Origin of the sequence: Collinsella sp. i05-0019-G5 (assembly GCF_042851345.1) — a bacterium.
Lineage (GTDB): Bacteria > Actinomycetota > Coriobacteriia > Coriobacteriales > Coriobacteriaceae > Collinsella.
On sequence record NZ_AP031421.1, the window covers coordinates 403,728 to 429,321 of the forward strand.

Here is a 25,594-nt window from a genome sequence, read left to right on the forward strand (position 1 = left end):
GTGGCCCACATCCGCGCCCGAACGGGCGCAAGGGTGCTTAAGGCCGACTTAATCACCCACGCTTGTTGTGTGTGACGGGCACCCCCTCGGGCATAATGGAGCGCGAGAGGAGCACGCATGAACGAGCGCATTTTGGTAGTTGATGACGAAAAGGCCATCGCCGACTTGGTTGGTATCTACCTTACAACAGAGGGCTTTGATGTCCAGATTGCCTATAGCGGGGCCGATGCTGCCAAGGCAATCTTGGAGCAGGAGTTCGATCTGGCGCTGCTGGATGTCATGCTGTCCGATATCGATGGCTTTGAGCTGCTGCGTACGATCCGTTCCAGCCATACCTATCCCGTGATCATGCTGACGGCGCGCGATGCCCAGCAAGACAAGATCGAGGGCCTTTCGCTTGGCGCGGACGATTACGTGGTTAAGCCGTTCCGCCCGCTGGAGCTCATCGCGCGCGTGCACGCTCAGCTTCGCCGCTACACCAGTTACGGTAGCCGTGCACAGGCGGCCGAGTCGCCGACCATTCAGCTCGACGGCTTGGAGATCAACCGCGACGCTCGTTCCGTGACGGTGGACGGTGCACCGGTACGCCTCACACCCACCGAGTATTCAATCTTGCTGTATCTGGTCGAGCATCGCGGCAGCGTGGTGGCCGTGGAGGACCTGTTCCGTGCGGTGTGGAACGAGGATTTTATGCCCGGCTCCAACAATACGGTGATGGTGCACATTCGCCACCTGCGCGAAAAGATCGGCGACGACGCACAAAAGCCGCGCTTTATCAAAAACGTCTGGGGCGTCGGCTACATAATCGAATAACGCCTTTGATGGTGGGGAAGTGGATATGACAAAAGACGATAGGCAGGCATTCGAGGTACCCGATCGGCTCTTTGATTACGTGAGGTCGGTCGTCGACAACCGTGCGCTTGCAACGGTGCTGCTCTTTTTGCTGAGCCTGCTGCTGATTGGCATCGACAACATCGTCGGAATCTTGGCGGTGCTGCTTGTTGGCTTTTTGCTGATCGATCGATTTGAGATCGTGCGCCGCTGCGTGGTGATTGGCGGCGCCGCGTGGGCCATGACGTTGGCGATTGGCGCCATGGCGCTCGGCGGCATCGAAGGGCCGGTGCTGTTCGATGCCGGCTTTGTATTCAACATGCTTGGCTTTGTGCTGGCGCTTGCCGCGTGCGTGCTGTTCTTGTGCGGCCGTGCCCTGTACTACCAGGGCTACGAACAGGGCGAGCAGCATGCCGATTGTGTGCTGGCCGCTCGTATTCAAGATCGCCTGATCGATCACCCCGACACCTGGGACAACATCGACGGCGACTTCTTGGAGGCCGAGGGCGCCCTTAACCGCGTGCGTGACCGTGAGCGCAAGGTGCAGCAAGCTCTGCGTGACGAGTCGCATCGCAAGGACGATCTGGTTACGTACTTGGCACATGACCTACGCACCCCGCTTGCGAGCGTAGTGGGCTATCTTTCGCTGCTGCAAGAGGCTCCTGAGCTGCCGGTTGAGCAACGTGCGCACTTTACGGGCGTGGCTCTCGACAAGGCGCACCGGCTCGATGCGCTCATCGAAGAGTTCTTCGATATCACGCGCTTTGACTTCCACGATATCGTGCTCACGCGCGGCTATGTTGATCTGGGGTTGCTGCTGGCTCAGGTGGCTGACGAGTTCTATCCCATCCTCAACGAGCAGCATAAGGAAGTCCAAGTTGATATTCGCGAGGACCTGACGGTGCTCGTGGATGGCGACAAAATGGCTCGCGTGTTCAACAACATCATGAAAAACGCTATTGCCTATAGCTATGAGGGCTCGACTATCACGATTGAGGCCGGGCGCCAAGACGATGGCGGCGTGCGCGTTCGCTTTATCAATCAGGGCGATCCTATCCCTGCGGCTAAGCTCAAGGTGATCTTTGAGAAGTTCTATCGCCTGGATGCGGCGCGTGCGACCAATCGCGGTGGTGCCGGTCTGGGCCTTGCTATTGCCAAGGAGATCATCGCGGCACACGGCGGTACCGTTGCATGTGAATCGACGCCCGAACACACGATATTCACCATCGAGCTGCCCGCCGCATAGCCAGCGTGCCCTTACAAACACTTGACAATGCGCTCACGTGCATATGGGCCGCGATTTCTACTATCGATACTGCTGAATTGATATCGATGTGGAGGTATGCGGTATGACGGCTGCTGCGGCTGTGGAGCCCACGGAGCTTGAAGAACTCATGGAAGCGCAGGCCGAGGCCGCGCACGAGCGCGAGGTTGGGGATGCGACTCGCCCCACGGCAGAGGATCTTGCCGCCTCGCCGACGCGCATCGACGTCGAGGGCCTCGACCTGTTCTATGGCGACCATCATGCGCTCAAGGACGTGAATATCAAGATCCGCGACAAGCAGATCACCTCATTTATCGGGCCTTCGGGCTGCGGAAAGTCCACGTTGCTGCGCTGCTTTAACCGCATGAACGACGGCATCAAGGATTGCCGCATCGCGGGCAAGATTGCGCTCGATGGTCAAGATATCCTGGGCGATTACGACATCTGCCGTTTGCGCCAGCGCGTGGGCATGGTGTTCCAGCGCCCCAACCCGTTTCCCATGAGCATCTACGACAACGTCGCCTATGGGCCGCGCGGTATGGGTGTGCGCGACCGCGTCGTGCTCGACGAGCTGGTCGAGGACTCCCTTCGTCGCGCTGCGCTATGGGATGAGGTCAAGGACAAGCTCAAAGAGTCGGGTCTGGGTCTTTCGGGCGGCCAGCAGCAGCGTCTGTGCATCGCCCGCGCGCTGGCCGTGCGGCCCGACATTCTGCTGATGGACGAGCCGACCTCGGCACTCGACCCTGTGTCGACGCTGGTGGTGGAGCAGCTGGCCTGTGAGCTCAAAGAGACCTGCACGCTCGTGGTCGTTACGCACAATATGCAGCAGGCGGCGCGTATCTCCGATTCGGTCGCATTCTTTTTGCTGGGTGAGCTGGTGGAGCACGCGCCCACCGCGCAACTCTTCAAGAATCCGACCGATCCGCGCACGGCGGATTATTTGACGGGGCGTTTTGGCTGATACCATCTAGTAAAGGTACCTTTAGAGTTAAGATGCGGTCATGCCGGCCGCAAAGGGGTTCAACATGATCTATTACGTCGAGGACGATGACAACATCAGGGATTTGACGGTCTATGCGCTGCGCAAGCAGGGGATTGAGGCCGAAGGCTTTTCGTGCGACGGTGAGTTTAAGGCTGCCGTGGCGCGACGGGTACCCGATGCCGTCCTGCTCGACATCATGCTGCCCGATACCGATGGCTTGGCGATTATGCGTCGACTGCGTGCCGATCGCCTGACGGCGACGGTGCCCATCATGATGCTTACCGCCAAGGATACCGAGCTCGACAAGGTGATGGCGCTCGATGGCGGTGCCGACGATTACCTGACTAAGCCGTTTTCGCTCATGGAGCTTGCGAGCCGCTGCCGCGCACTGCTGCGTCGCGGCGGCATGGTCAAGCAGGCGAGCGATGTGCTCAGCGTGGGCGACATCGTGCTCTCGCCCAGCCATCGCGAGGTGACCGTTGCCGGCGAGCCGCTTAAGCTCACCCTGCGCGAGTTCGACCTGCTCGAGTACCTCATGCGCAAGCCCGGCGTGGTTTTTACCCGCGAGTCGTTGCTGCAGAGCGTGTGGGGCTGGGACTTCGACGGCGGTTCGCGCACCGTTGACGTGCACGTGCAGACGCTTCGCCAAAAACTGGGCGAGCATGCCAGCGCCATCGAGACCGTGCGCGGCGTGGGCTACCGCTTGGCCGAGCCTTCTGCCGGCGATGGTGCCAAAGGCGACGACACCGCGGCCACCGCATCGGAGGAGTAACCCGTGGTCTTCGCCCCCCAGGGAAAACATACGCTGTCGCACCGCGTTTTTGTGACGATCTTTGTCTGCGCCATGGCGGTTATCGTGGCGTTTACGGTGCTGGGTGCGTTCTTTGTGCAAAACACCTTGGCGGATGCCACGAGTGCCAATCTGGCGCAGGAAACCGAGCTCATTGCTGCCGCTCTCGACGAACAGCAGGAGCCCATCCCGTTCTTGCGTAGTCTCGATCGCGAGGACTTGCGCATCACGCTGATTAACAAGGATGGATCGGTTGCCTACGACAACGAGGCGTCGCCTTCCACACTGCCCAACCATGGCGATCGCCCCGAGGTCATCGAGGCCTTTGAGAGTGGTTTGGGTTCCGCGGAGCGCGCAAGCTCTACGCTCGACGAGATTATGCTGTATCGCGCCGTCGCCCTTGATAACGGCCAGGTTGTCCGCTTGGCGCAGGCCCAGCCTGGCGTTGCGGCGATTTTGCTGTCGATGGTGGCGCCGATGCTGCTTATCGCAGCAGCGGGTGCGGTACTCTCGTTTTTTATGGCGCGCCGCGAGTCCCGTGCCATCATCGCGCCGTTGCAAGAGGTGGATTTGGACCACCCACGCCGTAGCTATGAGCACGCCTATGCCGAGATGGTCCCCATGCTTGAGCGTATCGAGTCGCAGCGCCAGGAACTCAAGCGCCAAATGGCGGTGCTAGCGGACAACGACCGTATGCGCCGCGAGTTCACGGCGAATATCACCCATGAGCTCAAGACGCCGCTTACGGCGATTTCGGGCTATGCCGAGCTCATCGCAAACGGCATGGTCGAGGGCGAGGGCGACCTGCGCAACTTTGGCGGTCGCATCTATCGTGAGGCGGGCCGCTTGGCAGCGCTTGTCAACGATATCCTTACGCTGTCTAACTTGGACGAGGCCGAGCGTGCAGCTGAGGGCGAGGCGGTGCCCATTGGGTCCACGGAGCCTATTGAGCTCTCGCGTGCCATCTACGCGGTCGAGCAGCGTCTTGAACAGGTCGCCCGTCAGGCGAATGTGACGATAAGTCATGAGACCAAGCCTGTGGTCATCGAGGGCGTGTCGCGCTTGATTGACGAGCTCATCTATAATCTGGCAAGCAACGCCATCCGCTACAATCGACCCGGCGGTACGGTTACGCTGCAGTGCGGCACCAACGACGAAGGCCATCCGTTCCTTGCGGTCGCCGACACGGGAATCGGTATCGCGCCTGAAGAACAGGGCAAGGTATTTGAGCGGTTCTATCGCGTGGACAAGAGTAGGTCCAAGGCACGCGGCGGAACCGGTCTGGGGCTTGCCATTGTCAAGCATGCGGCCCTGTATCATCACGCCACGCTCGATCTGTCGAGCGAGTTGGGCGTGGGAACCACCATTACGGTGACGTTTCCCATACAGCAGGACGAGCCATTCGCATAGCGATACAACATAGATATTGATGTAGACGCCGCATTTGACTTTCGGGTGCGGCGTTGTTGTGCAATTTTACGATTGCTTCCGACATTTTTACAGGAGAGCCTGTTTCTTATGTATAGAGTTTGGTCTCGGTAAAAAGATGCGATAACATACGGACAGTTTTGTCAATCCGAACTGGGGAAATGAAAGGCAAGCTGCATGACCCTTCTCGAACTGTTCCAGCTGCTGAAGAAGCACCTTCAGCTGGTCATCACCCTTCCGGTGGTCTGCGCGATCGCCATGGGCATCGTGTCCTTCGTTGCGATGGACAACACCTATACCGCGACGACGAGCATGTACATTCTCGCCAAGACCGACGATAGCGGTCAGATGAGCTACAACGATCTCTCGGCGAGTCAGATGCTTTCCAACGATATCGCCACGCTGCTGGATAGCGATAGCGTTAAGAGCGGCGCAGCCAATGAACTGGGCCTCACCGATCTGGATGACTACAAGGTGTCTGTTTCCTCCGAGACCACCACGCGTGTCATTACGCTTTCGGTTACCGGCACCGATGCCAAGGAGACGGCTAAGGTCGCAAAGGCCATAGCTAGCTCGGTGAGTACGGTCGCTCAGAACGTCGGCGCTGCCCAGAGCATCAACGTTATCGACGAGGCTAAGACCCCCGAAGCCCCCAGCGGCCCCAAGCGTATGCTGTACGTTGCTGTCGCGTTCCTCGCGGGCATCTTTATCGCAGTTGCCTATGTCGTTTTGGCAGACATGCTCAACACCCGCATCCGCGGTGCCGAAGAGGCAGAAGAGCTCCTGGGCATTCCCGTTGTTGGCCGAATTCCGGCTATGAAAGGTGGTAAATAGGCATGGCTAAGGCAAAGAACACCGATAAGCTCGTTGTACAGAATGCCGCCAAGACCCTTCTGGCCAACATCCGCTTTGCGAGCGTGGACGACCCCATTCGCACCATCACCGTTACCTCCTCGATTCCCAACGAGGGCAAGTCTACGGTTTCCATTAACCTTGCTCAGGCAATTGCCACGAGTGGCAAGTCCGTGCTCCTGGTTGAGGCCGATATGCGCCGCAGGTCCCTTTCCGATATGCTCGGCGTTCGTTCGCGCGGCGGACTCTATGCGGTTCTTTCCGAGCAGATCTCCATTGACCAGGCAATTGTCGAGACGGGTCAGAAGAACTTCTACTTCCTTGATGCCGAGCCGCATATTCCCAATCCTGCCGACATCATCGTCTCTCACCGCTTTGCCAAGCTGGTAAAGGCACTGTCTGCTAAGTTCCAGTACGTCATCTTCGACGCTCCCCCGGTCGGCACCTTCATCGATGCTGCCGAGATTGCCAGCCTGACCGACGGCACGCTGTTCGTGGTGCGCGAGGACTTCACCAAGCGCGAGGAGGCGCTCAACGCCATCGGTCAGCTTAAGAAGTCCGAGAAGGTCAAGCTCATCGGTACCGTTATGAACTACTGCGAGACCGAGACCAGCGAGTACTACTACTCCTACTACACCAAGGACGGTAAGAAGGTGAAGAAGGGCTCCGACGATCAGGGGACTTCCAAAAAGGGCATCTTCACCAACCGAGCAAACGTTTAGTTGATTAAGGCTGACCTATGCGTGACATTCATTGCCATATCTTGCCGGGTGTAGACGACGGCGCCGCCGATCTCGATGAGAGCTTGGCGATGCTCGAGGCTGCCAAGCGGGCCGGTGTAACCAGAATCGTTTGCACTCCTCACTGCCGTGATCCCTATTTTGATTACGACAAGATGTGGGATGCCTTTGAGCTGCTGCGTGATAACGCTGACGGTTTTCCGCTCCAGATGGGCTTCGAGGTCAACCATCGAAAGCTCGTTGAGCTTGGTATCGATGCCGCGGAGCACTTGCATTTCGATGGAACCAACGAGTTTCTGCTCGAGCTTTCGACGCATGCCGATGCGTATGCGTTTAGAGAGTACGAGAACACGATTTACGATTTGCAGTGCCGTGGCTACCAGGTGATCATCGCTCATCCTGAGCGCTATCGTGCGGTTCAAAAGGATGTAAGCGTGGCGGAGCGCCTGGTCGATATGGGCTGCAAGCTGCAGGCTTCGGCGGACTTTATTGCCGGCGGTCGCTTTGGTCGCGAGAAAAAGCCGGCACAGCGCCTGTTCGATCAGAACCTGTACAGCTTCATCGCGAGCGATGCCCATAACGTGGGTCATTACGATTGCCTGGCGAAGGCTCGCGCGAAGTTTAGCGTGCGCGGAGCTCATTTTCGCTAAAATCTGTCCCTAACGTTCGCATTGAATGAAGGGGCAGCCATGGATATTCAACTTAAGACGGGATGCTTTGATGACGCGGCGTTGGTGCGCCGCGTCGTTTTTATGGACGAGCAGGGCTACGAGAATGAGTTCGACGCTATCGACGAGGATCCGAACTGCATTCATGTGACGCTCTATGTAGACGGCGAGCTTGCCGGTTGCTCGCGCGTGTTTCCCGAAGAGCTTGAGCGCGTGGCTGACGCAGAGGCCCCGGTGTTGCCGGCATGCGACATGGACGAAGGCGTTGCGGCGGGGGAGACCTACATTATGGGGCGCGTCGCAGTGCTGCCGGCTATGCGTCGTCGCGGATTGGCGAGTGCGATCGTCGAGGCCAGTGATGCGTGTGCACGCGATGCCGGCGCAAAGCTTATTAAGCTGCATGCACAGGAATACGTGCTGCCGCTCTATGTAAAGGCGGGCTACACGCAAATTGCCCCGGTAGATTACGAAGACGAGGGCCAACCCCATGCCTGGATGCCCAAGCGCGTAGATGGCAGATAGGGACGTTCCTTTTCTGCCGGCAGGGGGGGGCACTCCTTGGCAATTGGCGCATCGGAGCGTTTGGACATACAGTTTTTCGATTCCGTATGTATATATGCGCGCTAATGGGTTATAAAATCTAAGTCTGAACATAGCAGGTCTGCGATGCGGCTCGGGCAACCGGGCCGTTTTTGCGGACGGGGGTAGCGCGAAAGGACTGCACATGCGTCAATTTAAGACCGAGAGCAAAAAACTGCTCGACCTCATGATCAACTCCATCTACACCAATAAGGAAATCTTCCTGCGCGAGCTTATCTCTAACGCGAGCGACGCCGTCGACAAGCTCAACTTTAAGAGCCTGCAGGATCCGAGCGTTAAGCTCGACCAAGGTGACCTTGCCATCCGCGTCTCTTTCGACAAGGATGCCCGCACCATCACGATCTCGGATAACGGCATTGGCATGACCGCCGAGGAGCTCGAGCGCAACTTGGGCACCATCGCCCATTCCGGCTCCGAGGAGTTTAAGACCGAGAACGCCGAGCAGCAGGGTTCGGATGTCGACATCATCGGCCAGTTTGGCGTGGGCTTCTACTCGGCCTTTATGGTCGCCAGCCATGTGAAGGTCGTGAGCCGCGCCTATGGCGAGGATGTCGCCCATGTGTGGGAGTCGGACGGTCTTGAGGGCTACACCATCGAGGATGGCGAGCGCGCCGAGCACGGTACCGATGTCATTCTGACGCTGCGTGAGAACGAGAAGCTCGACGCCGATGGCGAGGCCGAGACCTACGATCGCTTCCTGACCGAGTGGGGCCTCAAGAGCCTGATTCAGCAGTACAGCAACTATGTGCGCTACCCGATTCGGATGATGGTGTCCAAGAGCCGCCAGAAACCCAAGCCCGAGGACGCCGGCGACGATTACAAGCCCGAGTATGAGGACTACCAGGAGCTCGAGACCATCAACTCCATGACGCCGATTTGGAAAAAGCGCAGCTCCGATGTTGAGCAGAAGGACTACGACGAGTTCTACAAGTCTACGTTCCACGACTTTGATAATCCTGCGCGCACCATCAGCTTCCACGCCGAGGGCACGCTCGAGTACGACGCCCTGCTGTTTGTGCCGGGTCGCGCCCCGTTCGATCTGTACAGCAAGGACTACGAGAAGGGTCTGGCGCTCTACAGCTCCAACGTGCTGATTATGGAGAAATGCGACGACCTGCTGCCCGACTACTACAACTTTGTGCGCGGTGTCGTGGATTCCGCCGACGTGTCGCTCAACATCTCGCGTGAGACGCTGCAGCAGAACCGTCAGCTCAAGGCCATCGCCAAGCGTGTGGAAAAGAAGATCACCGCTGACCTTGAGGATATGCGTGACAACGACCGCGAGGCCTACGAGAAGTTCTTTGAGAACTTTGGCCGCGGCCTTAAGTACGGCATCTACTCGAGCTATGGCATGAAGGCCGATGAGCTCGCCGACCTGCTGCTGTTCTGGTCTGCCAAGGAGCAGAAGATGATTACCCTAGCCGAGTATGCCAAGGGCATGCCCGAGGATCAGAAGGCCATCTACTACGCCGCCGGCGACTCGCGTGAGCGCTTGGCCAAGATGCCCGTGGTAAAGGGCGTGCTCGACCGCGGCTATGACGTGCTGCTACTGACGCAGGATGTGGATGAGTTCACCTTCCAGGCCATGCGTGAGTACATTGCCGCCGATATGCCCAAGATTTACGAGGACGACGCTGCCCGCGAGGCTGCCGAGAAGGCTGTGGCCGACGGTGCCGAGCCCGAGGTCGAGGATCGTCATCTGGAGCTCAAGAACGTCGCGACCGGTGATCTTGACCTGGCGACCGAGGACGAAAAGAAGGAGGCCGAGGACGCCACCAAGGAGAACGAGGACCTCTTTAGCGCCATGAAGGAGGCGCTCGGCGACAAGGTCGAGAAGGTCGCCGTCTCTGCGCGCCTGACCGATGCTCCCGCGTGCATCACCACCGAGGGCCCGCTTTCGCTCGAGATGGAGAAGGTGCTCCAGAAGGGTCCCGAGGGAGCGCCCGATGGTATGCCCAAGAGCCAGCGCGTGCTCGAGCTCAACGCCAAGCACCCGGTCTTTGCCAAGCTTGTCGCTGCCCAGAAGGCAGGCGACGCCGACAAGATCAAGCAGTACTCCGGTCTGCTCTACGATCAGGCCCTGCTGGTCGAGGGCATTTTGCCCGAGGACCCCGTTGCCTTCGCGGCAGCTGTCTGCAACTTGATGTAGTTCGGGGATACGGCACCGTAACTAGATTAGAACGAGAGTGGATAATCTCCCACTTTTGGCTCGAATGCGGGCTTGAAGTGGGAGATTTTCCACTCTCGTTTCCTTTTGAATGATCCCTTCGTCCCCAAGGGATCATTTATTTGTGCGGGTTGTGGTTTTGTGACCTGCTGAAATTTAGGATACTGTACATCTGTACGTTAACTCATCTTCGTAGTATATTGCTACCCGCAAAACTCAACACCATTGTGCTTTGAGACGTTAAAGCGCCTACTACAATGGTTGTCGATAGTACGATTCGATTTAACGACAGGATGGATGGTCCAAGCGTGAGTCTCGGCAGCAAACTATCCAATGCAAAGGTGTCCTTTGCGATATTTAAGCGCGACATTAAGCGACTGCTTGTGAACCCCGTCGCCCTGGTGGTTACCCTAGGCGTGTGCGTTATTCCCTCGCTGTATGCCTGGTATAACATCGTGGCAAACTGGGATCCGTATGGAAACACCCAAGGCATCAAGATTGCTATCGCCAACAACGATCGAGGCACCCAAAACGACTTGGTGGGTGAGCTCAACGCTGGCGACAAAGTGGTCGACCAGCTCAAGGAGAATCATCAGTTGGGCTGGACGTTCGTCGACTCGACGGCCGATGCCAAGGAGGGCGTCGAGAGCGGCGAGTACTATGCCGCTATCGTGATTCCCAAGAACTTCTCGGATAACCTGGTTTCGATGCTCGACGGCAACTACCATCAGCCCAAGCTCACGTACTACGTCAATGAGAAGAAGAGCGCCATTGCGCCCAAGGTTACCGATACCGGTGCAAACACCATCGAGGAGCAGATCAACTCGGAATTTGTCTCTACGGTAGGCAAGACTGTTGCCGGTATCGCCAAGGATGCCGGTGTCGATTTAAAGGACAAGGCAACCCAGACTCAGGACTCGCTGGCAAGTTCGGTGTCCGAGGCGTCCGACACCTTGGGCGAGGTGTGCGATTCGATTGGCGATATGAATGCCGCCATCGATAAGACGAGTGGCGCTATCGCCTCGGCTGATGCGGCACTTGCCGGCTTGCAAGGCCAGGCACCGTCGCTGACGCAGGCGATCTCCCAGGGCAACGACCTGCTGAGCGAAGCTCGCACCACGGCGGGCAACTCTGTCGCCTCGCTCTCCAAGGCGCTCTCGGAAGGCGGCCTTGCGCTCACCAAGACGTCGGCCTCTGCGAACGCTGCCATCGGCAAGCTGACGGGCGCGGTCACATCTACGACCACCCGTATCGACAACTCGCTCGAGTCTCTTCAAGCGACGATCGACCACAATAAGGCCGTTATCGGGCACTTGGAGATTCTCGCCAATGACACGTCGACAGGTTCCGAGGAAATTGACGCGCGCATTGTATCGACCATCGATTTGCTTCGAGAGCAGAATGAAAAGCTTCAGAGCATCAAGGACGGTCTGTCCGCGCAGTCGAGCGCCATGGCGAATGACGCAGCGGCTGTTTCGGGTGCCAGTGACGCTATCAATAACGCAATTCATACCGGTGCGACCAACCTTGGCCAAGCCCAGACGGACTTGGGCCAAAACGCGCTGCCGAAGGCCTCGAGCGCGCTCGACTCTTTTGCTGCCGTTTCGGGCGACCTGACCGGTATCGTCTCGGGTATGACACCTACACTTGCAAATGCGCGCGGCACGTTGGCGCAGCTTAGCGCTACGCTCGGCCAGGCCAAGACCACGCTGTCCCAGACCGATTCCTCGCTTGCCAAGGTCCAGGACAAGCTTGCAACCGCCGCCAATGACATCGCGGCGCTGCAGACCTCCGAGTCCATGGGCGAGCTGGCCGATCTGATGGGCGTCGATGTCAATGACGTGGCAGATTTCATGGCGTCTCCGGTTGAGTTGACGTCCAAGTCAATCTATCCGGTCAAGAGCTTTGGCTCGGGCATCGCTCCCTTCTACACCAATCTGGCGCTTTGGGTGGGCGGCTATGTGCTCATCGCTATCTATAAACTCGAGGTCGACCGCGAGGGCATCGGTAGCTTTACGGCGCGTCAGGGCTACTTTGGCCGCTGGCTGCTGCTGGTGATCCTGGGCGCGTTCCAGGCCATTATCGTTACGGTGGGAGATTTGGTCATTGGCGTACAGTGCGTTAACCCGCTGCTGTTCGTGCTGGGCGGCATCGCGATTTCATTCACCTACGTCAATATCATCTATGCGCTGTCCACCACGTTTAAGCATATCGGTAAAGCCATTGGCGTCATCCTCGTCATTGTGCAGATCCCCGGCTCGTCGGGCATGTATCCCATCGAGATGATGCCCGGCTTCTTCCAATGGCTGCATCCGCTGCTGCCCTTCACTTATGGCATCAACCTGCTGCGCGAGACCGTCGGTGGCATGTATTCGTTCAACTACCTGTTCAACCTGTGCGTCCTGGGCGTGTTCCTTGCCATCGCGCTCTTTATCGGTCTGCAGCTGCGCCCGTTGCTGCTCAACCTCAATCTGCTCTTTGATAAGCAGCTTTCCACGACGGGCCTAATGATCTGCGAGTCCAACGACCTACCGCGCCAGCGCTATTCGCTGCGCACGGCCATGCGCGTCATGCTCGATTCGGATTCGTACCGTCGCGAGCTGCTCGATCATGCCGTGGCGTTTGAGCATCGCTACCCGTACTACATCAAGGGCGGTTTTGCCGCCGTGGTAGGCGTGCAGGTTCTGCTCTTTGTGCTTTCGACGGTGCTCGATATCGACAATAACGGCAAGATCATCCTGCTCGTTATCTGGATCATTTCGGTTATCGCCATCTGCGGCTGGCTCATCAACATCGAATACATCCGTGCGAGCCTCAATACCCAGATGCGTATCTCGGCGCTTTCGGACGAGGACCTTCGCCGCGAGATGCGCGAGCACACGGCGGCGATCCCTGCCGCCCGTCGCATGTTTGGTCTCAACGCCAGCGAGCGTGGCGCCAAGGGAGGCGAACAGCCTACGAGCCGTCTGCCGCATATCGGTGCGCATCGTAAGGCTCAAGATGCCGACGGCGCTGACAACGTAAACGGAAACGACGGGGACACCACCCCGCTTGGCAAGCACTCTAAAGGAGGTGAGGCATAAATGAAAAACATCCTGCACCTGTTTAAGCGCGATGTCCAAAACGTGTCTCGCTCCGTGATCGGCATGGTCGTCGTGATGGGCCTGATCATCGTGCCATGTCTCTATGCATGGTTTAACATCGCCGGAAGCTGGGATCCCTACGGCAATACCGGCAACCTTAAGATTGCAGTGGTCAACACCGATGAGGGTTACGAGAGCGATCTGATTCCCGTCGAGGTCAACGTGGGCGAAAACGTAACCGCCACCCTGCGCGGCAACGAGAACTTCGACTGGGTCGTCCTCAACGACCGCGATAAGGCGATTGAGGGCGTTAAGTCGGGCGCGTACTACGCTGCCGTCGTTATCCCTAAAACGTTTAGCGCCGACATGATGACGCTTTTCTCGACCGAGGTGAAGCACGCCGATATCGAGTTCTATGAGAACCAGAAGGCCAACGCCATCGCACAGATCGTGACTGAAAAGGGTTCGAGCGCCGTCCAGAGTCAGGTCAACGAGACCTTTACCAAGACCATCACGACCATCGGTCTTAAAACCGTGTCCAGCCTGCTCGACTACATGAGCACCGACCAAGTGAGCAACTTTATCGCCAACCTGTCCTCGACGCTGGGCGATTCGGTCCAGGACCTGCAGGACGTTCAGGCCAGCGCGACGTCGCTGGCGGGCATTTTGAGTTCCACGTCCGATTCGCTGACGTCGGCGGGCGGTATGCTCAAGCAGACGGGCACGGTCGATGAGTCGACTAAGCAGCTGATGGAGCATGCCAAGAGCGGTATGAGCGATTCCAAGGAAGCGCTGAAGGACGCCAACGACGCCATCAACGCCGCGATTGACGGAAGCGCGGGCTCGTTTGACAATGTGTCCGCCGAGCTTGCGAAGGCATTCGATGCCGCGAATCAACATGTGGACCTTACGGTGTCCCAGCTCAACGATGCCGCGGCGGCGCTCAACACGCGTGCCGACGATATCGACGCCACTGCTGACCAGCTCCGCAGCTTTGCCGATCAGTTGACTGACGAAAAGCTCCAGGACAGCCTCAAGTCTGTGGCAACATCGCTGAGCAGAATCGCAGTGGAGTATCGCAATAACGCCAAGGACCTGACGGCAACCGCAAAGTCCCTTTCTGACGGCATGGCAGAAGTTAACAAGTCGCGTGCCGAGGTCGATCAGGCAATCGCGGATGCCAAGGCTGGTATCTCGGGCGCCAAGTCCGACTACGATTCCACGTTCTCGGTTAAGGCCAAGGAGCTCAAGAAGACCATTTCGGGCGTTTTGGATTCGCTGAACAGCATCTCGGGCGACCTGGATAGCGCCGTAGACGGCTTGACCGACGCATCTGGTTCGCTGGCAAAGGGTCTCTCTAAGGCCGCAAGGCTGGTCAACAAGGCTTCCGATCAGCTGGGCGAGGCGTCGGACAAGATCAGCGCCTTTAAGGACGACCTCGACGGTGCCCTTATGTCGGACGATCTGGCCACGATCAAGACAATGATCGGCAACGATCCCGAGGGTCTGGCCGTGTCGCTTTCCGGTCCCGTCGCGCTCGACCGCAAACCGGTCTATCCGATCCGCAACTACGGTTCGGCCATGGCACCGTTCTACACGATTCTGTCGCTTTGGGTCGGCTCGATTGTACTGGCGGCCATGATGAAGGTGTCGGTTGACGATGAGCTCATCAACGAGCTTATCCCCGTGCGCCTGCACGAGATCTACCTGGGCCGTTACCTGTTCTTTGGCGGTCTGGCGCTGCTGCAGGCAACGCTCGTGTGCGCGGGCGACATCCTGTTCTTTGGCATCCAGTGCGACAACCCGCTGCAATTTGTGCTGGCGGGCTGGATCGCGAGTCTCGTGTTCTCCAATATCGTCTACACGCTTACGGTGTCGTTTGGCGATATCGGTAAGGCACTCGCCGTCGTGTTGCTGGTCATGCAGGTCGGCGGTTCGGGCGGCACGTTCCCCATCGAGATGACCGGCCCCGTGTTCCAGGCGATCTACCCGTTCCTGCCGTTTACCCACGGCATCAACGCCATGCATGCCGCCATGGCCGGCGCCTACCATATGGAGTACTGGATTGAGTTGGGTATCTTGGCGAGTTACCTGATTCCGTCGCTGGCCCTTGGCGTCGTCTTCCGCCGCCCGGTCATCAAAGCCAACGACTGGATCATCGAAAAGCTTGAAAGCACGAAGCTTATTTAGTTACGCGGTTTTACCAAACCGCGTAACGGCTCGACGCTGCAAACGTCCCTAAGCGGCAATCTGACGTTCAATTTCAAGGGCGCGACCAGAAGGTCAGCGCCCTTCCATTTCACGTCACCTTGCTCGCTTAGGGGCGTTTTCGCTGACGTTGCCGGAACATCGAGGTTTTCTGTACCGACGCTTTAGCGTAGTGAATTGCGTGGGTTACTTGGTTGTTGCTACAGTAGCGGGGCGTACCGGGGGTCCGGTGCGCCCCGTTTTTATTTGACCATGAGGCGGCATGCGGTCACGCGCGTGCGGACACCACGCCCAGATTGAGCGCGAGGATGTTCCATGGCCCAATACGCTGCCAACGAAATCGAAAACATGCCCGATAGCCCTGTAGCCCGTGAGGATTTGGGCGCGGGTGGTATTCCCCGGGGTGCCGGCGCACGCTCGCCGTTGTTCTGGAAAGTTCTACTGCTTTCGGTGGCGATTATCTGGGGCTACTCCTTTACCACTATGAAGGACGCACTCGACACCATTCCGGTGTTCGAGCTGGTCTACGTTCGCTTTCTCCCGGCTTCGCTGGTTATGTTCGCCATCTTCCGCAAACGCATCATCGCACACTTTAATGTTCGCAACCTTATCGTCGGGCTTGGTATGGGCGCACTTATGTGGGGCGCGTACGGTTTGCAGACGATTGGCCTGGCACAGACCACGGCGGGCAAGAGCGCGTTTTTGACGGGTACCTATTGCATCCTCGTGCCGTTTGCGAGCTATGTCCTGAGCGGAGAAAGGCTTACCCGTTACAACTTGGGCGCTGCATTGCTGTGCCTGGCGGGCATTGGCCTGGTGGCACTCGATAGCGTCGAGTTCAATGCTGGAGATGCCATCACGCTGGGCGGCGCGGTCTTCTTTGCTATCCAGATGGCGGTGACCGCCAAGTATGGCCGCAAGATGGATATCAACGTCATCACGTTTTGGATGTTTGTGGGCAATGGCGTTTTGAGCTTAATCACGTCGCTACTATTCGAGACTCAGGCGCCTCTGTCCGTGTGGACGCCGAGTTTTATCGGCGTGATGGTCTTCCTCTCGGTGGGCTGCACGTGCGTGGCACTGCTCGTCCAAAACGTCGGTCTGGCGCACGTCCCGGCCTCGACGGGCTCGCTGCTTCTTTCGATGGAGTCGCCCTCGGGTGTGCTGTTCTCGGTGTTGTTGATGGGGGAGGCGCTCACCTCGCGCCTGCTTTCCGGCTTTGCGCTCATCTTTTTGTCGATTATCTTGAGCGAGACGCATTTCGATTTCTTGCGCCGAAAATCACACCCGCATTTGTAAACAACTTGTTGCGCCGCCCTCCCGGGGCGGCATTTTTTATGTCATGCCCTTACAGTTGTACCTTGCACTTTACGCTGTCAAAGTGCGTGCTGCAAAAACGTTACTGGAGGGCATCTATGGCATCAGCTCTGTCCGATCTTCAACCGCAACCAGCGCCTCAGGCTACCGCAGCGGCGCAGACCGCTATCGGCGATGGTCTGGTCAAAGAAGCCCAGGCATTTGCCGGTGAGCTTGCCGCATGGCGCCACGATCTCCATCAGACGCCCGAGCTCGGTAACAATCTTCCGCAGACGTCTGCCTATATCCAGGCACGTCTGGACGAGATGGACATTCCCCATACCACGCTTGTCGACGGCTCCTGTGTTGTTGGCCTGATCGGTGCCGGTGCGGCCGCGGCTGCTCAGGGCAATGGTACGTGCGCGGACGAGCAAACCGGTACGGTTATCATGCTTCGCGGCGACATGGATGCCCTGCCCGTTGTCGAGGAATCGGGCGAGCCTTTCGCTTCCACCAACGGGTGCATGCACGCTTGTGGCCACGATATGCATGCGACGGCGCTGCTCGGCGCGGCCCGTTTGCTCAAGGCCCGCGAGGCCGAGCTTGTCGACGCCAATGCCACCGTCAAACTGCTGTTCCAGCCGGGTGAGGAGACCTTTGAGGGAGCCCGCGCTGCCATCGCCGATGGCTTGCTGCAGAACCCGCGCCCCCAGGCTGCCTTTGCCATGCACGTCAACAGCCAATCGCCGCTCGGCCTGGTGCTCTATGGGAGCCCGGCGCTTTCGGGCGTGTACGGTTTCCGCATCACGCTGCAGGGCAAGGGCGGCCATGGCTCGAGCCCCGAGATCTGCATCGACCCCATCACGGCCGGCGTCCATGTGCACCTGGCGCTCCAGGAGCTTATCTCCCGCGAGGTGCCAGCGGCCAAGGAAGTCGCACTTACCGTTGGTAAGTTCGCTGGCGGCTTGGCGGCCAACGTCATCCCCGACACCTGTGTGCTCGAGGGAACGCTGCGCGGCTTCGATGTCGAGCTCATGACTCATCTCAAGGAGCGTATCGCGGAGGTCGTCAACGGCGTTGCCGCAACATATCGTACGCCGGCAGCCATCGAGACGCTTTCGGACGTTCCGCCGCTCGTGCTCGACAGCGATATGACCCAGGCGTCGCTTGGCTACGTGGGCGCGGTGCTGCCCAAGGCTGCCTTCCTGCCGCTGTTCCACGCCATGGCGAGCGAGGACTTCGCGTTGATCTCGAGCGAGATCCCGAGTGCGTACTTTACCGTGGGCGCTGCCGTGACTGATACGGACGAGCACTTTGCTCAGCATCATCCCAAGGCACGCTTTAGCGATACCGAGCTTCCCCTTGGCGCCGCGGCTTATGCCGCCGTCGCTCTCGGATACATTGCGGACCACAAGGAGTAATCCATGTCCCAGCAACGTAAGTTCTTCCCCGGCTGGCTCGTGGTGGCCTCCAGCTTTGTGATCATGGCCACGTGCTACACGATTTTCGTTAACTGCATGACTATTCCTTCCGCACCAAGCCTTCCGAGATCGGCCTGAAGCCGCTCGGCGAGAACCCGGGCGATCCGTCCGTCTCGACGGCTGGCGACAAGGACGAGCACACGGCGCCCGAGGTTAGCGTCGGCTGGTCTCGTATCAAGAAGAGCCCGGCATTTTGGCTGCTTGTCGTCGCCTTCCTCTTTATGGGCTTGGTCAATGGCGCCATCCTGCCCAACCAGGTTACCAACATGACGAGTGTTACCGTCAACGGTGCCAAGATTGTCACGGGCGGCCACGATCCCATGTGGGCGGGTACCGTACTTTCGGCCTACATGGTCACCGTCGTTATTGCCAAGATTTCGCTCGGTGCGATCTATGACCGCTTTGGCCTGCGCTTTGGCAATATCCTTGGCTCCGTTGCGTGCATTATCGCCTGCGTGGCGCTGTGTTTCCCGACGACGGACCTCGGTCCTATTGTCGCCGCTGTGAGCTTTGGTGTTGGAACGTGCATGGGCACCATCACGCCTACCATCGCCGCGTCCAAGCAGTTTGGCATGGCCGACCTGGGTAAGGTCACGGGCACCATTACCTCGCTCGAGATGGTCGGCGGCACCGTGGGCGCCATTGTCTCGGGCGTGCTGTTCGATGCCACGGGCTCCTTTGCGAGCACCTGGATTGTGTGCCTGGCGTGCTCCGTGGTCATGCTCGTGTTCCTGCTGGCATCCGAGCCCATCGCCGCCAAGCTGCGCGCAAGCGTGGCGGGGGAGTAGCGGGTCGCCGCCTATTCCTGTTTGCCTGTTCTGCCCGTGGCTGCCCTGGAAGCCGAATGGATGCCCGTACTGTCATTCGGTTTCCAGGGCAGCCACGGGTCTACGAAATGAGCTCTTTTCCTCCGTCCCCAAGGGATCACGTAATCCGAAGGGGACGGAGGAAAAGGGATCACAAACCGCGGCGGCGTGTCTGGCCGAACGAGTCCCCATACCCTCGTTCGGTCAGACACGCCGCCGCGTTGCTGCTTTGTGCCGTATAATGTCCACTACCTATGACGCGATACAAAAGAAAGGTGTTTGCCCATGCAGGCACAGAAGGCGGAGGGAACCCGCGACCTTATCGGCGCCGAGATGCGCGCTTGGCAAAAGATGCAGCAGATCGCTGCCGGCGTGTTCGAGCCGTTTGGTTTTAAACCCATCGAGACGCCCGCGATCGAGCAGGTGGACGTCTTTGTCCACGGCATCGGCCAGTCGACCGACGTCGTGCGCAAGGAGATGTTCCGCGTGTTTAGCGGCGCCAACCTGGAGCGCGTCTTTACCGAGGGCACCGATACCAAGCTCAAGCCCAAGCAGCGCCTGGCCCTTCGTCCCGAGGGCACAGCCGGTGTGGTGCGCGCCGTCGTGGAGAACAACCTGGTGCCCCAGGGCTCCACGCCGTTTAAGGCCTACTACGCCGAGGCCATGTTCCGCGGCGAGCGTCCCCAGAAGGGCCGCCTGCGCCAGTTCCATCAGGTGGGCATCGAGTGGCTCGGCGCTCCCGATCCGGCGGCAGACGCCGAGTGCATCATCATGCTCATGGAGTTCTACAAGCGCCTGGGCTTCGACCTTTCCAAGCTTCGCCTGCTTATTAACTCGATGGGCGATGCGCAGTGCCGTCCGGCTTACCGCGAGCAGGTCAAGCAGTTTATCCTCGATCACGCCGACGAGATGTGCGATGAGTGCCGCGAGCGCGCCGAGCTCAACCCGCTGCGCGCCTTCGACTGCAAGAACGACCACTGCCGCGAGATCATGGCCGACGCCCCGCTGATGGGCGACAACCTGTGCGACGAGTGCCGTGAGCACTACGAGCAGGTCAAGCGCTATTTGGATGCGGCGGGTATCGAGTATGTCGAGGATCCCACCTTGGTGCGCGGCCTGGACTACTACACCCGTACTGTCTTTGAGGTCGAGGCTCCCGGCGCCGGTGTCGGCTCCATCGGTGGCGGCGGTCGTTATGACGGCCTGGTCGAGCTCGAGGGTGGCAAGCCCACGGCAGGCGTCGGCTTCGCTGTCGGTTTTGAACGCGCCCTGCTGGCCTTGCAGGCCTTTGGCAGCGACCTGGGTGCCGAGGAGGTCCCGTGCGTCTACGTCGCCAATGCCGGCAAGGAGCTGCGCCAGAACGTCTTTGCCATTACGCAGGAGCTTCGCGCCGCAGGTATCGTGACCGAGGCCGACTATCAGGGCCGTTCCCTTAAGGCCCAGTTTAAGCAGGCCGACAAGGTGGGCGCTAAGCTCATCCTAGTCCTGGGTGGCGACGAGCTTGCCGCCGGCAAGGTCAAAGTGCGCGACATGCAGAGCCATGACGAGGTGCTCGCCGATCTGGACAACGTCGTCGAGGCGGTTCGCGAGCGCCTGTAGCGCATCTTTTTGAGCTTCGGGCCTGCTAACGTGCCCTGCTCATGGAGAGCGATTGTTACGGGGATGTTTCGCTTTTATGCGGAATGCCCCCGTTTACGTATGCCGCCCACCGAGAAATACGACCATTTAGGGCAAAAACCTTTGCAATGCAGAAAATACTTTTGTGTGGTAAAGCGCAATCAGTGTCGAAAGTATTTCTCAAGCGCCTATAATGAATACCGCATGTTACGTGCATAGAAGGAGGAATGGGAGGAAACGTGGCTGAGAACCTAAGCAACCAGTCTGTACCCGAAGCCGCGGCGCGCGTCGCTGCCGTGGTCAACCGCCTCGTTAACCGAATCGGCTCGAATGCCGAGTCCAGGGAGCGTCTCGCCGAGATCGAGATCCCCGAGGAGCTGCGCGACAATCTGGCGCTGTTCTTGCGCCTGGAGCGCCGTGTGCTTAGCGAGTATGATCCCGAGATCGCGGACCTGTTCGACAAGATTTTGACAGCCGAGATTGTGGTCAATGCCGGCAACCCCGGTACCTGCGCTGCCGACGAAGCCGTCGACGAGCAGGGCGTGCCCACCGCCGACGAGCCCACTGCCGTGGCATTTCGTGAGGTCGTCGATTTGATCGACAGCCTGCCGCTCGATAAGCAGCAGGTCATTGTCCGCGCCTTTACGAGCTTTTTCCATCTGGCAAACCTGTCGGAGGAGAACTACCGTGTGGCGCAGCTGCGCGAGCGCGAGGCCGGTGCGTCGACCGATACCGAGGTCGATCCTGCCAACGAGCTTACCGTTGCCTATCACCAGCTGGTGAATGAGCTGGGTGTCGAGGGTGCCAACGAGCTGCTCGACAAGCTCGAGTTCCACCCTGTCTTTACCGCACATCCCACCGAGGCCCGTCGTAAGGCCGTCGAGGGCAAGATCCGCCGTATCTCCAACCTGCTGGAGGAGCGTCCGCGTCTGGGCGGCTCCGACCTGGTGGAGAACGAGCGCCATATGCTGCAGGAGATCGACGCCCTGGTGCGTACGAGCCCCATCGCGCTCAAGAAGCCCACGCCGGTCGAGGAAGCCGATACCATCATCGACATCTTCGATAACACGCTGTTCGACGTTATCCCCGTTATCTATCGTCGTTTTGACGATTGGGTGCTGGGCGACAAGGCCGGTACTGTGCCGCCGCTGTGCCCGGCGTTCTTCCATCCCGGCAGCTGGATCGGTTCCGACCGCGACGGTAACCCCAACGTCACCGCCAAGGTGAGCCGTGAGGTCGCCGCCAAGTACTTTACGCACATGGTGCTCAAGCTCGAGGACAAGTGCCGCCACATCGGCCGCAACCTCACGCTCGAGGCCACCTACAGCAAGCCGTCGGCCGAGCTCATTAACCTGTGGAACCATCAGGTCGAGATGAGCCCTCGGTACACGGCCCGCGCCGAGCTGATCTCCGAGCACGAGCCGCATCGCGCCGTCATGCTCGTCATGGCCGACCGTCTGAACGCCACCGTGCGCCGTATCACCGACACCATGTACCACAGCGCCGATGAGTTCCTGGATGACCTGCGCGTCGTCCAGCGTTCGCTGGCCGCCTGCGGTGCCGTCCGTGCCGCCTACGGCCCGGTCCAGACCATCATCTGGCAAGTCGAGTCCTTCGGCTTCCATATGGTCGAGATGGAGTTCCGTCAGCACTCCGTGGTGCATGCCCGCGCCCTCAAGGATATCCACGAGAACGGTATCCATGGCGACCTGCAGCCCATGACGCGCGAAGTCATCGATACCTTCCGTGCTATCGGCTCCATCCAAAAGCGCTACGGCAAGAAGATGGCGCACCGCTACATCATCTCGTTTACCAAGAGCGCCCAGCATGTGGCTGACGTCTTCGAGCTGGCCCACCTGTCCTTCGCACACGAGGAAGATGTCCCCGAGCTCGACGTGATCCCGCTATTCGAGCAGCTCGAGGACCTCGAGGGCTGCGTCGACGTGCTCGACCAGATGCTTACGCTGCCCGTGGTGCAGAAGCGTCTTGCTCAGACCAACCGCCGCATGGAGGTTATGCTGGGCTATTCCGACTCCTCCAAGGACGCCGGTCCTACCACGGCCATGCTCGCGCTGCATTCCGCGCAGGAGCGCATTGCCAAGTGGGCCGAGAAGAACGATATCGACCTGGTGCTCATGCACGGTCGCGGCGGTGCCGTTGGCCGTGGCGGCGGCCCGGCCAACAAGGCCGTGCTGGCGCAGCCCAAGGGTTCGGTCAACTGCTTCTTTAAGCTCACCGAGCAGGGCGAGGTCATCTTTGCCCGTTACGGCAACCGCACGCTGGCTCAGCGCCATGTTGAGTCCGTTGCTGCTGCAACGCTTTTGCAGTCGGCCCCGAGTGTCGAGAAGACTAACACCGAGACCACTCAGAAGTTCTGGGATATGGCCGAGAAGCTCAACACCGCAAGCCACGAGCGTTATCTGGACCTGCTGAACACCGAGGACTTTACACCGTGGTTCTCGACCGTGACGCCGCTTACCGAGGTCGGTCTGCTGCCGATCGGCTCGCGTCCCGCCAAGCGCGGCCTGGGCGCCAAGTCGCTCGATGACCTGCGTACCATTCCGTGGATCTTCAGCTGGAGCCAGGCGCGCATTAACCTGGCCGCTTGGTACGGCCTGGGCACCGCCTGCGAGCAGCTGGGCGATCTTGACCAGCTCAAGGCTGCCTACCAGGAGTGGCCGTTCTTCCGCACCTTTATCGACAACATCGAGATGTCGATCGCCAAGACCGACCAGCGCATCGCCAAGATGTATTTGCACCTGGGCGACCGCGATGATTTGTCCGAGAAGGTCTTCACCGAGATGCAGCTCACGCGTAAGTGGGTCCTTGCCATCGTCGGTGATGAGTGGCCGCTGCAGCGTCGTCGCGTGCTCGGCTGCGCCGTTCGCGTGCGTAACCCCTACGTCGACGCTCTGTCCATCGCCCAGGTCCGCGCCCTTCGCGAGGTGCGCATGAATCAGGACGAGATGGCCGAGGAGAAGAAGGCCGAGTACATGAGCCTGATTCTTTCGACTGTGACCGGCGTCTCGGCAGGATTGCAGAACACGGGGTAATCGATAGCCCTGTAGTCGTCCGGGCCCGCCATTAGTTTACTTTTAGGCACGTCCTCGGACATGCAAGAAGCCCTCGCTGCGCACTTCGTGCGGCGAGGGCTTCTTGCGTCCTGCGGAATGTGCCTAAAAGTAAACTAATGGCGGGCCCTGCGATGTTCGGTCTTCGGCGGATTACTGGCTGGGAAAAGCTGGCGCGCTTCGCGCGTTTTGGATGGGGTCTATCCCGGTGGCGCATTTGGCGCTTCTCGCCTTACGACTGTAGCGGTCGCGGTCCCGTTTGGGGTCGCGGCCGTTTTGTTGTGGGTCAAATATGAACGTTGTGTTAATGAGTCGGTGGACGGTGGTGTTTTTCGGTGAGCGGCGTATCCTTCCAACGGTTAATCTAGTGTGTCAGTTGAAAGGAAGAGGGCGCTCGTCATTGTTTGAATGTGAACTACCGTTTGACCACAAGACGTTGCATCTGGAGCTCGAGGATAAGAATTTCGCGGGTGCGATGGAAGGTCATCAAAACGAGTTTAAGACCACGAAATCGCAGGAAGAGCTGGTAGAGGAGTCGCTTGCCAACCCTTATGGTTCGCCTTCGCTCGAGGAGCTTTGTGCTGGCAAGAAGGATATCGTCATTATTAGCTCCGATCATACGCGCCCCGTTCCCTCGCGTGTGACGATGCCTATTCTGCTGCATCACATCCATTCCGCTGCGCCCGAGGCTCGCCTGCGCATTCTGGTTGCTACGGGTATGCACCGTCCGTCGACGCACGAGGAGCTCGTCAACAAGTACGGCGAGGAGATCGTTGCCAACGAGGAAATCGTTATGCACGTCGCGACTGACGACAGCATGATGAAAAAGATTGGCACCCTGCCTTCTGGTGGCGAGTGCATCATCAACAAGATTGCCGCCGATTGTGATCTGCTGCTTGCCGAGGGCTTTATTGAGCCGCACTTCTTTGCCGGTTTCTCTGGTAGCCGCAAGTCCGTCCTGCCTGGCATCGCCAGCTACAAGACCATCATGTACAACCACAACGGTCAGTTTGTGAATGATTCCCACTCGCGTGCCGGCAACCTGTGCCACAACCACGTGAGCGAGGACATGTTTGCCGCTGCCGAGATGGCTCACCTTGCCTTTGTGCTTAACGTGGTGCTCAACGGCAAGCACGAGGTCATCGGCTCCTTTGCCGGCGACATTCACAAGGCGCACGAGGCCGGCTGTGAGTTCGTGAAGAGCCTTGCCGGCGTTGAGCCCGTCGAGTGCGAGATTGCCATCACCACCAACGGCGGCTACCCGCTCGACCAGAACATCTACCAGGCCGTGAAGGGCATGTGCTCTGCCGAGGCTACGCTTCCCGAGGGCGGTGTGATCATCGACGTCGCCGGCTGTGCCGACGGTCACGGTGGCGAGGGCTTCTATCACAACATCGCCGACAATGATCCGGCAGAGTTTGAGCGCGCCTGCATCGACCGTCCTAAGGACGAGACCCTGCCCGACCAGTGGACGAGCCAGATCTTTGCCCGCATCCTGGCGCATCACCCTGTGATCATGGTTACCGATCTGTGCAATCACCAGATGATCAAGGATATGCACATGACGCCGGTCAACACTATCGAGGAGGCGCTCAGGCTCGCCTTTGAGATGAAGGGTGCCGATGCCAAGGTGGCCGTCATTCCCGATGGCCTGGGCGTTGTCGTCGCTCAGCACTAGTACGCGGCCTAAACGAATCGTTTATAACCGAC

General features: G+C 59.1%; 19 protein-coding genes. All 19 read left to right on the forward strand.

The genetic code is table 11. From position 1 onward, the window contains the following. Nucleotides 1–117 precede the first annotated feature (117 nt). The 19 genes from ACGHIZ_RS01715 to larA all read left to right on the forward strand — a co-directional run bounded on the left by ACGHIZ_RS01715 (nucleotide 118) and on the right by larA (nucleotide 25,562). Nucleotides 118–813, forward strand: coding sequence for a response regulator transcription factor (locus ACGHIZ_RS01715; RefSeq protein WP_390448673.1), 696 nt, complete (start codon nucleotides 118–120; stop codon nucleotides 811–813). A gap of 25 nt (nucleotides 814–838) precedes the next feature. Further along, nucleotides 839–2,077 carry a sensor histidine kinase gene (locus ACGHIZ_RS01720; RefSeq protein WP_390448676.1) on the forward strand — a complete coding sequence of 413 codons (1,239 nt, stop codon included), beginning with the start codon at nucleotides 839–841 and terminating at the stop codon, nucleotides 2,075–2,077. 103 nt (nucleotides 2,078–2,180) lie between these two features. After that, nucleotides 2,181–3,056 (forward strand): phosphate ABC transporter ATP-binding protein PstB, encoded by an 876-nt coding sequence (gene pstB, locus ACGHIZ_RS01725; RefSeq protein ID WP_390448681.1) that lies wholly within the window; start codon nucleotides 2,181–2,183, stop codon nucleotides 3,054–3,056. Between the two features lie 64 nt (nucleotides 3,057–3,120). Next, a complete protein-coding gene (locus ACGHIZ_RS01730; protein WP_117786111.1) occupies nucleotides 3,121–3,849 on the forward strand; it encodes a response regulator transcription factor in 729 nt (242 codons plus the stop codon). 3 nt (nucleotides 3,850–3,852) lie between these two features. Next, on the forward strand, nucleotides 3,853–5,277 hold the full coding sequence (locus ACGHIZ_RS01735) for a cell wall metabolism sensor histidine kinase WalK (RefSeq protein ID WP_117786112.1): 1,425 nt from the start codon (nucleotides 3,853–3,855) through the stop codon (nucleotides 5,275–5,277). 195 nt (nucleotides 5,278–5,472) lie between these two features. Beyond that, complete coding sequence (locus ACGHIZ_RS01740; protein ID WP_117786113.1) at nucleotides 5,473–6,129, forward strand: YveK family protein; 657 nt, start codon at nucleotides 5,473–5,475, stop codon at nucleotides 6,127–6,129. A gap of 2 nt (nucleotides 6,130–6,131) precedes the next feature. After that, complete coding sequence (locus ACGHIZ_RS01745; protein WP_055309657.1) at nucleotides 6,132–6,869, forward strand: CpsD/CapB family tyrosine-protein kinase; 738 nt, start codon at nucleotides 6,132–6,134, stop codon at nucleotides 6,867–6,869. A gap of 17 nt (nucleotides 6,870–6,886) precedes the next feature. Beyond that, nucleotides 6,887–7,537, forward strand: a complete 651-nt coding sequence (locus tag ACGHIZ_RS01750) for a tyrosine-protein phosphatase (RefSeq protein ID WP_022094060.1) — start codon at nucleotides 6,887–6,889, stop codon at nucleotides 7,535–7,537. A 39-nt stretch (nucleotides 7,538–7,576) separates the two neighbouring features. Then, complete coding sequence (locus ACGHIZ_RS01755; RefSeq protein WP_346964823.1) at nucleotides 7,577–8,077, forward strand: GNAT family N-acetyltransferase; 501 nt, start codon at nucleotides 7,577–7,579, stop codon at nucleotides 8,075–8,077. Nucleotides 8,078–8,279: 202 nt separating this feature from the next. Then, on the forward strand, nucleotides 8,280–10,304 hold the full coding sequence (htpG, locus tag ACGHIZ_RS01760) for a molecular chaperone HtpG (RefSeq protein WP_346964897.1): 2,025 nt from the start codon (nucleotides 8,280–8,282) through the stop codon (nucleotides 10,302–10,304). Nucleotides 10,305–10,663: 359 nt separating this feature from the next. Next, entirely contained in the window at nucleotides 10,664–13,405 is a 2,742-nt protein-coding gene (locus ACGHIZ_RS01765) for a YhgE/Pip family protein (protein WP_390448688.1), read from the forward strand. Next, complete coding sequence (locus ACGHIZ_RS01770; RefSeq protein ID WP_390448691.1) at nucleotides 13,406–15,595, forward strand: YhgE/Pip family protein; 2,190 nt, start codon at nucleotides 13,406–13,408, stop codon at nucleotides 15,593–15,595. A 333-nt stretch (nucleotides 15,596–15,928) separates the two neighbouring features. After that, nucleotides 15,929–16,912, forward strand: coding sequence for a DMT family transporter (locus ACGHIZ_RS01775; RefSeq protein WP_117716632.1), 984 nt, complete (start codon nucleotides 15,929–15,931; stop codon nucleotides 16,910–16,912). A 116-nt stretch (nucleotides 16,913–17,028) separates the two neighbouring features. After that, nucleotides 17,029–18,330 (forward strand): M20 family metallopeptidase, encoded by a 1,302-nt coding sequence (locus tag ACGHIZ_RS01780; RefSeq protein ID WP_390448695.1) that lies wholly within the window; start codon nucleotides 17,029–17,031, stop codon nucleotides 18,328–18,330. A 3-nt stretch (nucleotides 18,331–18,333) separates the two neighbouring features. Then, nucleotides 18,334–18,468 carry a hypothetical protein gene (locus ACGHIZ_RS01785; protein ID WP_255413075.1) on the forward strand — a complete coding sequence of 45 codons (135 nt, stop codon included), beginning with the start codon at nucleotides 18,334–18,336 and terminating at the stop codon, nucleotides 18,466–18,468. Nucleotides 18,469–18,563: 95 nt separating this feature from the next. Beyond that, on the forward strand, nucleotides 18,564–19,178 hold the full coding sequence (locus ACGHIZ_RS01790; protein ID WP_390449945.1) for an MFS transporter: 615 nt from the start codon (nucleotides 18,564–18,566) through the stop codon (nucleotides 19,176–19,178). Between the two features lie 303 nt (nucleotides 19,179–19,481). Then, nucleotides 19,482–20,795, forward strand: coding sequence for a histidine--tRNA ligase (gene hisS / locus ACGHIZ_RS01795; protein ID WP_390448699.1), 1,314 nt, complete (start codon nucleotides 19,482–19,484; stop codon nucleotides 20,793–20,795). Between the two features lie 257 nt (nucleotides 20,796–21,052). Beyond that, nucleotides 21,053–23,866 carry a phosphoenolpyruvate carboxylase gene (locus tag ACGHIZ_RS01800; protein WP_390448702.1) on the forward strand — a complete coding sequence of 938 codons (2,814 nt, stop codon included), beginning with the start codon at nucleotides 21,053–21,055 and terminating at the stop codon, nucleotides 23,864–23,866. 325 nt (nucleotides 23,867–24,191) lie between these two features. Next, nucleotides 24,192–25,562 carry a nickel-dependent lactate racemase gene (larA, locus tag ACGHIZ_RS01805; protein ID WP_390448705.1) on the forward strand — a complete coding sequence of 457 codons (1,371 nt, stop codon included), beginning with the start codon at nucleotides 24,192–24,194 and terminating at the stop codon, nucleotides 25,560–25,562. Nucleotides 25,563–25,594: the final 32 nt, after the last annotated feature.